We start from the raw sequence: 15,531 nt of genomic DNA on the forward strand, positions 1-15,531 counted from the left end.
ATGAAGGGATTGGTTTTAAAAGGATCTAATAATATTTTTTTTGTTGAATGTGAAGACGGAAAATTAAGAAACTGTTCCATTAAGGGAAAGGTCTTAAAAGATTCTGCTCTTTACTATAATCCTCTTGCTGCAGGCGACCTTGTAAACATTGAGCCCGATACTCACTCGGAAAATGAGGGTTTGGTAACAGGCTTGATCGAAAGAAAAAATTCTTTTTTGCGTTTAAACCAAAAACTGAATATGCCTCAGCTTTTAGCCGCAAATATCGGCCTCCTTGTTTGTGTCGCCTCTGCCGCAAATCCTCCCTTCCGCCCGCGCTTTGTAGACAGGGTCTTAGTTCAGGCCGAGATTCAAAAGATTCCGGTTTTAATTGTCTTAAACAAGTGCGATCTAAAAATAGCTGATGATGTAAGAGAGAGGATGGAAGATTGGAAAAGACTGGGCTATAAAACGATTGAAGTTTCGGCAAAAGAGGGCAGGGGAATGGACAACTTAATAGAGGCTCTCTCGGCTAAAACTTCTGCCCTTGTAGGACAGTCCGGAGTGGGGAAGAGTACCCTTTTAAATTTTATAGCCCCCGATTTAAATTTAAGAACCTCTGCAATTTCGGATAAGTATGACAGAGGCACTCACACGACAACTCAGGGAGAATACTTTAAAATAAAAGCCCTTAGCTCAAAGGGCAAAGAACATTCGATAAACATAATCGATACACCCGGTGTGAGGAACTTTGCAATTTACGGCATAGGGCCTGAGGATACGGGCCTATATTTCCCCGAAATGGAAAAACTCATAGGCTCATGTAAATTCGGCCTTTCCTGCACCCATACCCATGAACCCGGCTGTGCCCTTTTAGAAGCCTTAAAAAAAGGAGATATTCATAAGGATAGGTACACGAGTTTTGAGCTTATAAATAAAGAATTACAAGAAACGGTAAAAAAATATTAGGAAGGATTTATGATTGAGCATACGCTGGAAGTTTTACAGTTTTCGAGGATAAGAGAAATTATTGCATCCTATTGTGTAACGGATGAAGGAAAAGAATTTTGTTTAAAAAAGAATCCGGATACCGATATAAAAAAAATAGAAGAAGAAAAAAAGTTAGGGATTGATTTTTTAAATCTTTTAAGGGCATACAAGGCTCCTCCGATAAAATACCGTCCGCCTGTTCTTCCCTTTCTTGAAGGAATCGATATTGAAGGGGCTGCCCTTGATATAGAAGGTGTTTATTCGGTCGGGCTTTTGGCCTTGTCCGTTTCTTCTTTACACGAATGGTTAAGTCCATTTTTGGAAAATGAAGAGCCGAATGAAAACTCTATTGTTTCCTTTGTAAAAAAAATACCCGATATGCTCCATTTAAAAAAGCTGGTATTTTCTTTTATAGATGAAAACGGGGAATTGCAGGACCTTCCTTCCTTGCGGGCAATAAAAAGCAAGATACGTTCCATAGAGGACGATATAGATAAAACTATGCGGAACTATTTTACAAACGATGCAACCCGCCAAATGCTTCAATCCAATCTCCCTACAGTAAAGGACGGAAGACAGGTTATAGCCGTAAGATCCAACTTTAAAGGAAGAATCCCGGGAATAATTCATGAGTATTCTCAATCGGGGCAAACCTTTTATCTTGAGCCTGAAGAAATAGTTGTAAAAAATAATGATTTGATTGCAGCCCATGCAGAATATGAGCGGGAGCTCTTGAGGCTTTTACAAGAATTGACTTCTCAAATTGCAGAGCATACCGAAAAAATAAAAGAAGCCTGTGAGGCAATTACAAAATTGGATTGTATTGCAGCCGCTTCCCGCTGGGCTCATTCCAATAATTGTGTCTTTGCAGGCAGCATCGCTAAAAATTCTCACTCTGAAAATGAAGGAGGCATCTCCTTTTATCTTCATCAAGCCCGCCACCCCCTGCTTGGAAAGTCGGCAGTTCCTATAGATTTAAAACTATCTAAGGACGACAGGGTACTTATTATAACGGGACCTAACACCGGAGGAAAAACCGTAAGCTTAAAAACGGCAGCCCTCTTTGCTCTTATAAATCAAACAGGCTGGCCCCTCCCTGCAGGGCCCTTAACCCGTCTCCCTTACTTTGATTTTATAGCCTGCGACATAGGAGATGAGCAGTCAATGGACCAATCCCTTTCTACCTTTTCGGCTCACATGAAAAATGTTTCAGAGATTATACGAAGGGCAGGGGATAAAAGTCTTATCATTCTTGATGAGCTTGGAAGCGGTACTGATCCGCAAGAAGGCTGTGCAATCGCAATGGCTGTCCTCGATGACCTTTTAGAAAAGAAGGCCTTTGTCTTTGTTACCACCCATCATGGGGCCTTAAAAAATTACGGCTACAGCAAGGATTCTTGTGTAAACGCATCTGTCGAATTTAATCAAAACACATTGAGCCCAACCTATCGGATTCTCATGGGAGTTCCGGGTGAAAGTCATGCAGTCGACATAGCCAAACGGAACGGCCTTCCCGAACATATAATCGAAAAAGCTCACACCTATTTGGGTAACAACAGGGCCGATGTTTCCGATCTTATCAAGGGACTCATTCAAAAGCATGAAGACTTAAACGAATTCGAACTTCAAAAAAAGGAAGAAGAATTAAAACTAAAAGAGGATAGGCGCCGCTCCGATTTAAAAGAGCTTCAATTAAAGCAAAAAGAATTGGAACTAAAACGGGACGGAATAAAAAGGCTTGATCTTTTTTTTGAAGAAAAAAGAAAATTTCTTGAAAACCTTGTGCGTGAACTTAGAGAGGGCGAACTAAGCCGCGAAAAAACTTTAAGCGTTAAAAAATGGATTGACGATTTTGAAAAAGACTTGGGCAAAGAACATGAGGCCTTAAAACTTGAGCAATCGCAAATAGACGAAAGGATTCATACTTCAAAAGAAAAAAACAAGGCTCCTCAAAATTCCAAACTGCAAGAAGGTACCCGCATTATAATTAAAAGCCTCCGCCGTAACGGTGAACTTATCCGTGAAGAAAAAAAAGGTAAGTGGCTGGTTGCCGTAGATAACTTAAAACTTACTATTGCCGAGGACGATATGGAGATTTGTGAAAATCAAGAAAAGCTTAAACTTTCTAAACCCATTGTAAGCCTTATAAGCGACACAAGTGCCCCGGCCTCACGCCCTTCTTTTGAGCTCCGCCTCTTAGGGATGAGGGCTGAAGAAGCTCAAAAGGCCTTGCAGGATCAGATGGATCTAGTCTTGGTGCACGGCATTACGGAATTTGCTATTATTCACGGAAAGGGTCACGGAATTCTTCAAGAATTATCTCACGATTTTTTAAAAAGAAGTCCCTATGTCAAAGACTTCCGCTTTGCAAAGCCCGAGGAAGGCGGCTCCGGAAAGACGATAGTGAGTCTGGGATAGCTATGGATTTGCCGTGCATAATTAAAAGCCCTTGGCTTTTGTCTGCCTTGAGATTAATTTGATTCAAGGTCTTCTATTACGTAAAAGTCGACGGGAAACCAGTTTTCGGGAGCAGCTATCTCATCGGCTATTTCGCCGATTGGAACATGGGCTGTAGTTTCGCAGCCCAGGTAATCTCTGCCGTTATGGGTAAAACAGGTTCCGCTTCCCTGACAGTCCACTGCGGCTATGGCATGGGACTTATTCGGTGAAACCAAAAGAACTGCATCTATGTTCATCTGTTTTAACATGAGTACCATAAGAAGAGCCCTGCTGTCGCAGTCTCCTCTCTTTTCTGCAAGTGCTTGAGGCAAATTCATAAAATCGCTTCCCTTTCTGTCTCTTTCGTAATTAAAATTTTGAACTAAAAAGAGAAGTTCCTTTGCCGCTTTTTCTGCAAAGCCGCTTTGGTTGTTTTCATCGAAAATTGAAGTATAGACCGCAAAGGAAGCAGGTGCTATACGGCTCCAAGCATCTCTAAAAATTACCTTATAAAATCTCTGCCAAGCTGCAATTAAATTATCGTGATTTAAATACATAGTCAAAACCGAAAACTCCCTGTCAATCACCGATTGGTTTGCTTGAGCATCCGATTCATCTATCGTGAAGGAAATGTTTTTATTGTTAAAAACATAATCGAGAGTTTTTTCTTTTGTTTTAGGATATAGGGCTGCCGTAACCGGCCCCGGTTCAAAATAAGACATCGTATCGGTATAAACGGTATCCAGGGAAGAAATCATAAGGTTTTCACACTCCTTGGCCTTATCCTTGTCGGTGTAGGTAAGAAGCACGAGCCATCCTGTTTTATTGGGGAGCGCAAGGGTTAAAACCCAGCCTGAAAGCTCTTTCGGCTTATATTTTTCGGAAGGAGAATATAAAAAAGAAACTGACGATAAAAGAGCCTCCTTATTCCTCCATATAAAAGGAACATCCTTATGAGTCATTTTTAACTGCTTAAAAATATGTTCGGCAGCTTCTTTTATGTTTTTAAATTGAGGCTCTTCATACAAGGCTATTTGCAGATCAACGGGAAGGATTGCATGCTTAAAAAGATATCTTTCATTTCCTTCTCTATTGGCTAAAACGAAATCTTCAGGGAGGTCAAGTGCATAGCCCCATGAAGGGGAATACATTTGTTCTGCTGCAAGAGAAACACTTAAAAAAAAGAAACAGCTTAGAAGCAAAACATATCTTAAAATTTTTTTCATACTATTATAGATTATAACTTATTTTTAATAATAATACTATAGTTTTAATCTTAAATTTACTTTGCACATCCTTAAAAATTGTGCTATACTATTCGAACTATGATTCAATTTGAAAATAATGTTTTTTATCTGGAAACTGAAAATTCAAGCTATTGGTTCCGCATAAGCCCCTACGGCCACTTGGAAACCGTGCATTACGGTAAAAAGATGGAGCGGTGTGATCTTGAAGGTCTCCTTGTAAAACGGACTGCCCAAACCGGCTCTACGGTTTGCTATGACGAAAAAGACCCCCTCTATGTCTTGGATAACATTCCTCTGCAATGGTCGGGAAACGGCAGGGGAGACTACCGTTACAGTCCTTGCGAAATCAGAATGCCCGATTCTTCTTTTACACACGACTTTGTGTATCAATCCCATAAGATAGAAAGGGGCTTAAAACCTATGCAGACTCTTCCTTCCGCTCTTGACGGAAATGGAGATGCTGAAACCCTTATCATAAATCTAAAAGACATAAATGATGTAAGTCTCGATCTCTACTATACGGTCTTTCTTTCCTTTAATCTTATAACAAGGCGTGCAGTTTTGACAAATAATAATGAAAACCCCTTGGAAATACGCCGTCTTATGAGTATGATGATTGACCTTCCTGACAGGGGCTTTGATATGTTTACCCTTGACGGAAGCTGGATCAAGGAAGCTCATCTTCATAAAAAAGAAGTTTCTTATGGGATGTGGGTAAACGAGTCAACAACAGGAGCAAGTTCTAACCGTCACAATCCGGGCTTTCTTATTGCAGCCCGCGGAGCAGAGGAGGATAGGGGAGAGGTCTACGGCTTTAACCTTGTCTACAGCGGAAATCATTTCGGCTTTGTGCAAAAAAAGCCATTTGGATTTAATCCGTATCGGTATCGGGATGAGCCCTCATTGTTTTTCTTGGGATTTAAAAAAAGGTGAGAGCTTTGAAACGCCCGAAGCGCTTCTTTCTTTTTCGGACAGGGGCTTTAACGGGCTTCGTTCAAATATGCACGGTTTTATAAATAAGTGCATTGTAAGGGGAGAATGGAAAGAAAAAGAGCGGCCTGTTTTAATAAATAATTGGGAGGCCGATTTTTTTAAGTTCAACCGCCGAAGCCTTTTACGCTCTGCTCGTCAGGCAAAAAAGTTAGGTGTTGAGCTTTTTGTGCTTGACGACGGCTGGTTCGGAGATCGGAATAACGATAGTGCGGGCCTCGGCGACTATAGGGTAAATACAAAAAAGCTCCCCGGCGGGATTAAAAGCCTTGCCGACAGGGTGCGTAAACTCGGGCTTGACTTCGGGCTTTGGTTTGAACCTGAAATGGTAAACGAGGACAGCGATTTATTCCGCTCTCATCCCGACTGGGCCTTAAAAGAGCCTTTAAGGGAGCCGGTCAGGGGGAGACATCAGCTCGTCCTTGACCTTTGCTGTAAAGAAGTAAGGGATTATATAGTTGAAAATGTAGGTAAAATTTTGGATGAGGCCGGTGTCTCTTATGTAAAATGGGATATGAACCGCCACATATCGGCAGCCTTTTCTCCTTCTTTAAAAAATCAGGGAGAGTTTTATCACCGCTATATTTTAGGTCTCTACGAGGTTTTAGCTAGAATCTTTTCTCCCCGCCCGCACATGCTGCTTGAAAGCTGCTCCTCAGGGGGAAACCGCTTTGATCTTGGAATGCTTTGCTTTTCTCCCCAGATATGGACTTCGGACAATACCGACCCCGTGGAAAGGCAGGAAATACAGGGAGCTTTGAGCCTCTTATATCCTCTTTCGGCTATGGGAGCCCATGTTTCGGCCTCTCCCCATCAACAGACCCTGAGGCAAACCTCTTTAAGCACCCGCTTTAATACCGCCTGCTTCGGGCTTTTAGGTTATGAATTGGATTTAAAATTTTTAACCCCTGCCGAAAAAAAGGAAATAAAAGAGCAAATCTCTTTTTATAAAAAATACAGAAAAGTTTTTCAGTTCGGCTCTTTTTCGGTTATCGGAACACATAAAGATAATCAAAAACATTGGCAATGTTCTGACGGAAGGACTGCGGTATCAGGCCTTTTTCAGATGAAGGCAAAGGCTGCCGACGGTCACAGCATTTTAAAGGTTAAGGGAATGAAAGAAAATGCCTTATACGATGTTGAAACAAAACCTCAAAGGCTCTACATAAAACGCTTCGGAGGTTTGATTAAGCATGTACTTCCCTTTTCTTTAAACCCTGACGGTCTTGTTTTAAGAACAGTAAACAAGTATTATGCTCTTTGGGATTGTGTAGAAAAATACCGTGCCTCAGGCAAACTATTGGACTACGGTATTCTTTTAAATAATCAGTTTATGGGCACTTATTATAATAATAGGACCCATCTTTGGGGGGATTTCGGCTCCTGTTTATTTGTAACAAAGGAAGCCGTGCAATAAATTTTGGAGGAAGTATGAATAAAAATAGATGGACCTTCGGTCTGGGTACTATAGGCCGCGATATGGTTTACTCATTGATAAGCATGTATCTTATTTTTTACATGACCGATGTAATCTATGTTCCTACAAACGTATTGTGGAGCATTACGGTTATTGTCCTTGCAGCCCGCATCTTTGATGCCTGTAACGACCCGATTATGGGCTTGATAGTTGATAATACCAAGACCAAGTACGGAAAGTTTAAGCCTTGGATAGCCTTCGGAGCCCTGACCTCAGGAATTTTAACAATACTTCTTTTTACCGATTTCGGGATTAAGGGAAGTGCCTATGCTGCCTTCTTCGGCCTTATCTATCTTTTATGGGGAATTGCCTTTACCACAAACGATATAAGCTATTGGTCGATGCTGCCTTCTTTAAGTGTGGATCAAAAGGAAAGGGAAAAAATAGGCGCTATTGCCCGTATTTGTGCAAATGTGGGGCTTTTCTTTGTTGTTGCAGGCATAGTGCCCATTACAACCGCTTTGGGCAATAAGACGGGAAGTCTTGCCAAGGGATATTTTTTCTTTGCAATTATGGTTACCGTGATTATGTGGCTCGGTCAAATTATAACCTTAATCGGAGTAAAAGAGCCCGAAATAACAAAGCCTCAAAAACATACCTCCCTCAAAGAACTTTTAAGCGTTATCGTAAAAAACGACCAGCTCCTTTTGACGGCAATAGCCATGACCCTCTTTATGATAGGCTACATGACTACAACAAGTTTCGGCCTCTACTTTTTTAAGTACGCTTACGGCGATGAAGGTATGTACTCCGTATTTGCGGTTATTCTCGGCCTTTCCCAAATTTCAGCCCTAATCATTTTTCCGCTTTTAAGTAAATTTTTTGTAAGGCAGAGCATATATACGGCTTCCATAATAATGGTCTTGGCGGGCTACCTCATCTTCTTTTTTGCACCTGTAAATACCATGCTTTTTATAGGTATTTCGGGCGTTTTGCTCTTTGTGGGCCAAGCCTTTATTCAGCTTATGATGCTCATGTTCCTTGCCGACTGCGTTGACTACGGCCATTGGAAGCTGGGCAAGCGGAATGACAGCATTTCGTTTTCGATTCAGCCCTTTATCAATAAGCTTTCGGGAGCTATCGGAAACGGCATCGTAAGTGCAGTCGTCATCCTTTCGGGAATCAAAGAAGCTTCATCCGCCGCCGAGGTTACAAAAGAAGGCCTTTTGATGATGAAAAGCGCCATGCTCGTCTTTCCTCTTTTTTGCATTGTCGGCAGCTACATCCTCTACCGCCTCCGCTATAAAATCGACGAAAAAACCTATGCCCGCATTTTAACGGAACTTGAAGAGCGCGGAGAATTGGTAAGGAAAGAGTAAATTTATCATATTTGTAAACAATTATATTGACATTGTAAATAATCGTATGTATAATATAAATATATTTTAAGACAATGGAGATTTTCTATGGCTCAAATAAATGTCAATATAAGAATGGATGCTGATATAAAAAAAGAGGCTGAACAGCTTTTTGATAGTTTGGGAATGAATATGACAACAGCATTTAATATTTTTATTCGTCAATCGTTAAGAATCGGCGGTATTCCGTTTAAAATTATGAGTGACGAAAAAGGTTTTTATAATAAATATAATCAGGAAAGACTAAAAGCGGCAGCTGAACGGATGAATCAGGGAAAATATATTTTGCATGACACGATAGATATAGAATAATCGGTAATCAAATACAAATAATTCAGTGCAAAACTCATTATGGTGAAAAATAATTTGAATTATGATATGGTTGTTATGAGTATTCAAGGAGAAAAAATGTCGAGAAGTATACATTGTACCGTAAAAAGTGTTTTTCAAAATGTGTCAAAAAATGAAGTACATAAAATGTGTGATAGTGAAAATCCCGATTATCGAGTGATGGAATTATGGAAAAAAGGGGAATATAAAAGGGAAGTAAACCGTAAAAGAAAAACAGAACGATTAAAAAAACTTAATCCGGAGCAGGAAATATGATAACTGTTTTTGAACAGGAATTGGAAAAAGGAACAGGTGTTCCGTATATTTTGCTTCAAAATAAATGTATTCAGCCCTCCGAAATTGTAGAAGATATTTTTTACCAAAATATTATCGAAAATAAAGCTTTCGGTCCATCTTTTGAAGGAAGCCGTTCCGATTATGTATACGATTTATTGGAGTTGTACCCTGAAAGAAAAAAGGTTGACAGCAGGGTTATTGCATATTTTAATAAAATGGATTCGGATGATAGGGGTGATGAGCAAGTATTTAATTTTGCTGTCAGGCTGGCACAGGACGGACGCTTTGAAAAAAATGCCTTGTATAAAAAGTTCGAATACTATGCAAAAAAAAAGCTACCTTTTTATATAATCGGTATAGATGAACTTATAAAACTTGATAAGTATGAAGCTGTCGTATATCTTGCCCGCTATTTCGGCTCTCATATTGAAGATAAGGATATAGAAGAATTTGCAGGATATTATTTTTACAACCTATGTGTCCAAGACTATACGGGTTACGATACTGAAACAATAACGGCAATGCTTCAAGAAGAACACGATCCTGCTATAGACCGTTATTTGAGCATAGCTCAAACAAAACGGGAACACTCGCCGAGAAAGGTTCAAACTTATACGGCAGATGAAGTTATTTTAACCTTACAAAAACCTGATTTTAATGAAAGATCTGAACTTTACAGGATTATAAGATGGGTAGACAAGCAGGCAAGTGATGAGGATATAAAAAAACTTTCCGCCTGTTTTATTAAAGCGGATGAAACTTTAAAAAAAAGACTTATCCGTTTATTTACAATAAATCGGTGTATACAGGTTCCGATTCAAGCCTTATTCGATTCCTTTGACTCGATTCAAGACGGAAAATACCGTACAAACCTTGTTGAAGCCCTCGTTCTCATGCGTAATCCCGATGTATATGATTTTTTGCTTGAACGTTACGATGAAAACACGGCAACCGGTTTTTTAAAAATTTGCGTACAATTTTATTCTGAAGATAGGGAATGGAAATTGCTTGGATTGCTTGATACCTGCGATATGTACGATATTGAAGATATTGTTGTCTCCGTTTTGGAGTCGGAAGAATTGGTAAAATACGATATCTTTAAGTATATTCTACGCTTGCTCTACCACAAAACAAAGTGTTCAATATGCCGCGGACGGGTGCTCGAAAAAATGATGGAACATGGTGTCGCCGATGCCAATATATACCGTGAAATACAATACGATGCAAATAAAAATATACGCGAATTGGCAGAAAAATCAAAGGCTAAAAAAGAGTAAAAACTTATGACCCTCCTTATAATTGAAGACGATGATGCGATACGAAAAGAGATAAAAACCTTTTTTAAGGCGGATTTCGATATTGCGGAAGCCGCCTCGATAAAAGAGGCTTTGCCCTATCTTGATTCCGATATTATACTCCTCGATTTAAACCTTGGCAGAGAATCTTCTTTACCGCTTATCCCGAAAATAGAATCGGCTTGCATAGTTATTTCGGTTCAAGATGATGAGCAAACGATTGTCAGGGCCTTGGAAGAGGGAGCTTGCGATTATGTAACAAAGCCTTTCAGTCTCAATGTGCTTAAGGCGCGGATAAACGCAATTTTACGCCGGAACAATAATCAGGATATTTATTTGAATATAAAAAACGGAGAGCCTATAATTCTCATCGATAAAAAGGAAATTATATTGACAAAAAAAGAATATCAAATAATGAGCCTTTTTTTAAATAACTCGAGCACGGTTTTAACGCGCAGCCTTATCTTGGAACATATTTGGGATAAGGACGAGGCATTTGTAGAAGATAACACGCTGACCGTTACGATGAGCCGCCTTAAAAACAAGATAGGCAGCTCAAAGATAGAAACCGTAAGAGGAATAGGCTACAGGTGGAAGGGTTAACATGAGAGGCTTAAAAATACGCTTTGCCGTTTATTTTTGCATTTTGACGGCTCTCAGTTTTTTTGCTTACAAAAACTTTCAGGCAAAATATACGGCTTCTCTTTCCGCCGTATTACAGTATCTTCCCAACGAGAAAAAGATTGAAGCCTTGCAAAAACTAAAAACGGAGAGCATACGGACGGAAGGCATAAAAACGGAACTCCTTGAAAAACTCATGTATAGGGAGGACTACTCCTTTTTTTATCTTATGCTCTGTGCCGTCTTTGTTTTGATTTTGAGTGCCTTTCTTTTAGAATGTTTTTTTTACAGGCGGCAGAATAAAAAAGAAACGGACAACATCGCCTCCTACCTTGATTCCCTTGAAAAAGGAGAGGGAAAACTGATTCCTAAAAACGGGGGGATTCTTTACGATAGGCTTTACAAGCTGTATACCGAACTCATTTTTGAACGGGAAAATGCTCAAGCCGAAAAGCTTAGATTTCAAAAAAATCTTGAAGATATAGCCCATCAAATAAAAACACCCATTACGGCAATGCTCCTTTCTTTGGAAAACTCAAGCCCGTCCGCAGATAATTCTCCGCTGCACCGCTTAAATGAGCTTACCGAAAGGCTGCTTCATTCGGCAAGCCTTGAATCCGGAACCGTGCCGATGAAAAAAGCTCCGCTTTCCGTTTATGAAGCTTGTTTTGAAGCTTATGAGGCTTGCGAACATCTTTTTGAACAAAAAGGTATTGCCGTTCATATCGAATCTTCCGGTATCCTTATAAGCGCCGACTATTATTGGATAACCGAAGCCTTTATGAATATTTTTAAAAATGCAGCTTCCTATCTTTCAAAGGGAAATACTGTAAACGTCTTTTTTAACGAAACGCCCCTTTACACGGAAGTTATCTTTAAAGATGACGGGAGCGGTATTCAAAAAGAAGCCTTGCGCTCCGTCTTTAACCGCTTTTATAAAACTCCCGATTCCAAAGGTTTCGGCTTAGGTTTAAACATCGCAAAATCCATTGCCGAAAAAAACAACGGCACCCTTTGCGCTTACAACGAAAACGGTGCCGTATTTAAATTTACGTTTTATAAAAGCTAATTATTTACCTCCTCCGCTATATTCATGCCTTGAAAACGCTTTGCGCCAAGGCGGAAAAAGAGGTAGACGGCGGAGGCGATGAGGGCGGTAAGAACTGCGAGCACAGGATAGTTCATATAGATTAAAAAACGTTTAAACGTAAACGAAATGCTCAATGTTCCGTACCAAAGCGTTAAGCCTGTACAAAGCGGCACGGCATACAGCACCGAGCGAAGCATAAAATAAAAATAGTCGCGCATAAGTAAGGCTTTTAGTTCAGCTTCCCGAATGCCGCACGATTTGAGCAAAAATATTTCGCGCTTGCGGCGGGCAAAAAACATGTTTACGGCAGCGTACACGGTAGCAAGGGTAATCAAAGTGCAGACGGCACATACCGAATACAATAAAAGGGAAAGCACATCGGATGCCGATTTATTGGCCGAGCGCAATTGTTCACCTTCAACACTGAACCGTTCTTCCTCCTGTATGTAATTTTTTAAAAGATTGTTATAATAGTTTTCATCGGCAAGCGGAGTGTTTTTATGTTCTTCGGTGCGGATATTCATAAAATATTGAGTAAACGTATAATCGTATTCGTTTTTTGGAGTAAAATGTTCATGCAAAAGCCGATCCAATTCTTCTGCCGGAATAAAAACTACTGTAGCATAGCCGCTTGCAATTTCGTTTATATCATATAAAAAATCTTGAGGAAGTTCCCTAATGTATTTTTCAACAACGAATTCTTTTTCCGCCATATCACTGCCTGTACTGCCGATTCCGTACAGAGTTATAGGAAGACTTTTTACGCCTTCGTCAAAATAGGGAATGTATTGAGCCTTGGAAACCTCATCTTCAAAATTCTTCCTCACACCGTTAAACACTACAATACCGCGGTAATCGCTGTGCCCCGTTAATCTTTTAAAATCTTCAGGCAAAAGTCCCGTAAAGAACACCGAGATAACCGCCTTACCGTTTTCTCTTTTAAAAAGTTTACCTTCCGCCTTTTTATAAAATCCCTTTTTTTTAAACTCGTCCGACAAAAAAGTTTCGGGATACATAAATGCATATTTTTGCGTGTAAATTAAATAATCTTTTTTATCGAGCTGTTCTTGCAGGCGCTGAAAGGGCTCGGGGATTCCTTTTCTGTGGGTGCGCAAAAAAAGACTAAAATCGTAAAAGCGTTCTCTTTCCCAATAATTGCGCTCTACATGAAGTCCCGTTTCCATGAGCAAAATAAAAAAGCTGACGGTAAGCGAAAAGGTAACAAGGGCTGTGCTCGCTTTAAAAATAACAAAGTTGTTTTTACGCAATTCTTTTTCAAGGCTTTTTGCCTGTTGTTTCCGTTTATCTTTTTTAAGCTCAAAGCCGCCTTTTAGTGCTTCGATAATACCCATGCGGGAAAGCTTACGGGCAGGGATACTTGCAGAGAGCGCAACACAGATAAAGACAAAGACTCCTGCAATAAGATTCATCGTTATACTGAAATTATAGCTCGAAATAATTTGATGTTGAGCGTTTTTAGAAGTCCCCTTTATAAACTCGATAATAAGAAACGAAAGGATATTGCCCGGAATAAGGCTGAAGAAGGCCGCAGGCAGGGCTTGCTTTAAGGCTTCTTTTACCACGAGTTTTTTGAGCTGTTTACGAGAGGAGCCGATACTTTTATACATTGCAAGCGTCCGTATCTTATTGAAGGCCCAAATGCCGTAAATATTTTTAAGCATCAGCACAAAGACGAGAACCGTTCCCACCGCAAGATAGAGAGGAAAAAGCGTTACCGTAAGGATTTGCTCAATAGAAATTTCATTTCGGTCAAAGGCTCCGTATACGGCAAGAAGAAGATCGTTTACAAAAAAGACATTGCGGAAGTCCTCTGTTTCAGGCTCTATCAAAGAAGCGAGGTCTTTTACGGTTTTATAGCCCTTCCATTTATTTGCAAAAACAAGGGCTATTTTTGCATGTCTTCCGTCCTTAAAAGCATCGCCTACGGCTGAAGTCTTCACATTCGGATTTGCCGCGACGGTAGTCCTGTTATTTTTAAAAATGCCGGTAATGGTAAAGGAGCGCTCTCCTTCAGGACGGAAGACTTCGCCTTGAGCAGGATATTCTCCCGCAGGCACAATCCGCTCATTACCTTCTTCGGTGCCGGTTTCGGCGGAAGTTTCGCTTTCGGCTGCTTCTCTCTTACTGCTCACAATGCGCTTTCCCGCGGTTACGCTCACTGTATCGCCTATTCCAAAACCGAACCTTTCTTTAAATTCCATGGAAATTATCAGTTCCGTGTCGTCTTTCGGAAAGTTCCCCTCAATCAGAGCATCACGGGTGAGCATACTGCCTTCCGCTTCTTCAAGCGTGCATAAAACACCTTCATGCCGAATCGAAATCAAGTCCCGAATGATGCGGGTTTCCTTGACTTTTTTGTGAGCGGCGATGAGGCTGCGCACCTCCTGCGTATAGGATTTGCGGGTAACGGCATCGTAGGGGAAGCGTTCTTTAAGAGAAGCAATCTTACTTGAATATGAAGAATAAGCTATATTCACAAAGAGCGAAAAAAATATGCCCGTCATTGTAACGGCGAGGAGGACGGCTCCGTTTTTTTTCACATCGTAATTTTTTATACCGAATTTTTTCATAGAGCTTCGTCCTTTACAATTTTACCGTCCGACAATTCCACAATCCTTGACGCGGAAAGGGCGAGCCGATCGTCATGAGTTACCATTAAAACGGTTTGATTATAGGTTTTATTTGCATATTGAAGGAGGCTCATAATCGCGTCGGTGTTTTTGCGGTCAAGGTTTCCCGTAGGCTCGTCCGCCAAAAGGAGGGCGGGAGAATAAATCAGGCTGCGCGCAATGGCCGCCCTCTGCTGTTGTCCGCCTGAAAGTTCGTGCGGAAAATTGCTTAGCTTATTTTTTATGCCGAGCTTTTCGGCAAGATTGATAAGTTTATCCTTGTCGACCTTTTGCTTATCAAGCACAAGCGGCAGGCCGATATTTTTTTCGATTGACAGGTTCGGGATAAGGTTATAAAACTGATAGACAAGCCCGACCTTCCTGCGCCTAAAAAGGGCAAGTTCATCTTCCGTGTACTTCGAAATATCTTCGCCCTGAATAAAAATCTTTCCCGAATCCGGTGAATCCACCCCGCCCAAAATATGAAGGAGGGAGCTTTTGCCGCTCCCCGAAGAACCGACAATCGCAACAAACTCGCCCCTGTCAACCGAAATACTTACATCATCAAGGGCTTTTATCAGCGTATCGCCCGTACCGTAGGCCTTGGACACATGTTCAATCCGTATAATTTCCATAAAAACCTCACACTAAAAGTAATCAACACCCCCGACGCAAAGCATCGGGGTATGTTGTTCTCATAAGGTGGTTGCAGTCGGCTTTAATACTCTTTGTTACGACGCAGAGCGTCGGGGTATTAAACCCTCCGCACGAATAAAAATTTCTTTTTT

Annotated in this window: 11 protein-coding genes and 1 pseudogene; 9 read left to right on the forward strand and 3 right to left on the reverse strand. The window is 40.7% G+C overall.

What is annotated here, in order from left to right; all coding sequences use genetic code 11:
* Both rsgA and E4O00_RS05050 read left to right on the forward strand, forming a co-directional pair.
* Positions 1-948, forward strand: coding sequence for a ribosome small subunit-dependent GTPase A (gene rsgA / locus E4O00_RS05045; RefSeq protein ID WP_253678905.1), 948 nt, complete (start codon positions 1-3; stop codon positions 946-948).
* Positions 949-957: 9 nt separating this feature from the next.
* Positions 958-3,387, forward strand: a complete 2,430-nt coding sequence (locus E4O00_RS05050) for an endonuclease MutS2 (protein WP_253678906.1) — start codon at positions 958-960, stop codon at positions 3,385-3,387.
* Between the two features lie 53 nt (positions 3,388-3,440).
* Here E4O00_RS05050 and E4O00_RS05055 read toward each other — a convergent pair whose 3' ends face one another.
* On the reverse strand, positions 3,441-4,559 hold the full coding sequence (locus E4O00_RS05055; RefSeq protein ID WP_371922721.1) for a transglutaminase-like domain-containing protein: 1,119 nt from the start codon (positions 4,557-4,559) through the stop codon (positions 3,441-3,443).
* 174 nt (positions 4,560-4,733) lie between these two features.
* On the opposite strand from E4O00_RS05055, the pseudogene E4O00_RS05060 reads away from it, so the two are divergent.
* The 7 genes and pseudogenes from E4O00_RS05060 to E4O00_RS05090 all read left to right on the forward strand — a co-directional run bounded on the left by E4O00_RS05060 (position 4,734) and on the right by E4O00_RS05090 (position 12,092).
* Positions 4,734-7,062, forward strand: a pseudogene (locus E4O00_RS05060) (alpha-galactosidase).
* A gap of 14 nt (positions 7,063-7,076) precedes the next feature.
* On the forward strand, positions 7,077-8,441 hold the full coding sequence (locus E4O00_RS05065; protein WP_253678908.1) for a glycoside-pentoside-hexuronide (GPH):cation symporter: 1,365 nt from the start codon (positions 7,077-7,079) through the stop codon (positions 8,439-8,441).
* 87 nt (positions 8,442-8,528) lie between these two features.
* Positions 8,529-8,792, forward strand: a complete 264-nt coding sequence (locus E4O00_RS05070; protein WP_253678909.1) for a type II toxin-antitoxin system RelB/DinJ family antitoxin — start codon at positions 8,529-8,531, stop codon at positions 8,790-8,792.
* 96 nt (positions 8,793-8,888) lie between these two features.
* Positions 8,889-9,086, forward strand: a complete 198-nt coding sequence (locus tag E4O00_RS05075) for a hypothetical protein (RefSeq protein ID WP_253678910.1) — start codon at positions 8,889-8,891, stop codon at positions 9,084-9,086.
* Entirely contained in the window at positions 9,083-10,384 is a 1,302-nt protein-coding gene (locus E4O00_RS05080; RefSeq protein WP_253678911.1) for a hypothetical protein, read from the forward strand. Before E4O00_RS05075 ends, E4O00_RS05080 begins: the two co-directional genes overlap by 4 nt.
* A gap of 6 nt (positions 10,385-10,390) precedes the next feature.
* Positions 10,391-11,005 carry a response regulator transcription factor gene (locus tag E4O00_RS05085; protein ID WP_253678912.1) on the forward strand — a complete coding sequence of 205 codons (615 nt, stop codon included), beginning with the start codon at positions 10,391-10,393 and terminating at the stop codon, positions 11,003-11,005.
* 1 nt (position 11,006) lies between these two features.
* Complete coding sequence (locus tag E4O00_RS05090) at positions 11,007-12,092, forward strand: sensor histidine kinase (protein ID WP_253678913.1); 1,086 nt, start codon at positions 11,007-11,009, stop codon at positions 12,090-12,092.
* Here the strand turns inward: E4O00_RS05090 and E4O00_RS05095 are convergent.
* Together E4O00_RS05095 and E4O00_RS05100 are read right to left on the reverse strand one after the other, a co-directional pair.
* Positions 12,089-14,704: an ABC transporter permease gene (locus tag E4O00_RS05095; RefSeq protein WP_253678914.1), complete on the reverse strand. Its 2,616-nt coding sequence runs from the start codon at positions 14,702-14,704 to the stop codon at positions 12,089-12,091. The two genes, E4O00_RS05090 and E4O00_RS05095, sit on opposite strands and share 4 nt — an antisense overlap.
* The gene (locus tag E4O00_RS05100; protein WP_253678915.1) at positions 14,701-15,378 is read right to left on the reverse strand and encodes an ABC transporter ATP-binding protein; all 678 of its coding nucleotides are present in this window, start codon (positions 15,376-15,378) and stop codon (positions 14,701-14,703) included. Before E4O00_RS05100 ends, E4O00_RS05095 begins: the two co-directional genes overlap by 4 nt.
* Positions 15,379-15,531 lie beyond the last annotated feature (153 nt).

The sequence above is a fragment of the Treponema sp. OMZ 788 genome (assembly GCF_024181245.1).
In the GTDB taxonomy this organism is placed as follows: Bacteria; Spirochaetota; Spirochaetia; order Treponematales; family Treponemataceae; genus Treponema_B.

What these genes read in the sequence shown, in the direction of transcription:
- E4O00_RS05050 (WP_253678906.1), top strand. Translation starts at nt 958, where the DNA reads ATGATTGAGCATACGCTGGAAGTTTTACAGTTTTCGAGGATAAGAGAA.
- E4O00_RS05070 (WP_253678909.1), top strand. Translation starts at nt 8,529, where the DNA reads ATGGCTCAAATAAATGTCAATATAAGAATGGATGCTGATATAAAAAAA.
- E4O00_RS05065 (WP_253678908.1), top strand. Translation starts at nt 7,077, where the DNA reads ATGAATAAAAATAGATGGACCTTCGGTCTGGGTACTATAGGCCGCGAT.
- E4O00_RS05080 (WP_253678911.1), top strand. Translation starts at nt 9,083, where the DNA reads ATGATAACTGTTTTTGAACAGGAATTGGAAAAAGGAACAGGTGTTCCG.
- E4O00_RS05095 (WP_253678914.1), bottom strand. Translation starts at nt 14,704, where the DNA reads ATGAAAAAATTCGGTATAAAAAATTACGATGTGAAAAAAAACGGAGCC.
- E4O00_RS05075 (WP_253678910.1), top strand. Translation starts at nt 8,889, where the DNA reads ATGTCGAGAAGTATACATTGTACCGTAAAAAGTGTTTTTCAAAATGTG.
- rsgA (WP_253678905.1), top strand. Translation starts at nt 1, where the DNA reads ATGAAGGGATTGGTTTTAAAAGGATCTAATAATATTTTTTTTGTTGAA.
- E4O00_RS05085 (WP_253678912.1), top strand. Translation starts at nt 10,391, where the DNA reads ATGACCCTCCTTATAATTGAAGACGATGATGCGATACGAAAAGAGATA.
- E4O00_RS05090 (WP_253678913.1), top strand. Translation starts at nt 11,007, where the DNA reads ATGAGAGGCTTAAAAATACGCTTTGCCGTTTATTTTTGCATTTTGACG.
- E4O00_RS05100 (WP_253678915.1), bottom strand. Translation starts at nt 15,378, where the DNA reads ATGGAAATTATACGGATTGAACATGTGTCCAAGGCCTACGGTACGGGC.
- E4O00_RS05055 (WP_371922721.1), bottom strand. Translation starts at nt 4,559, where the DNA reads ATGTATTCCCCTTCATGGGGCTATGCACTTGACCTCCCTGAAGATTTC.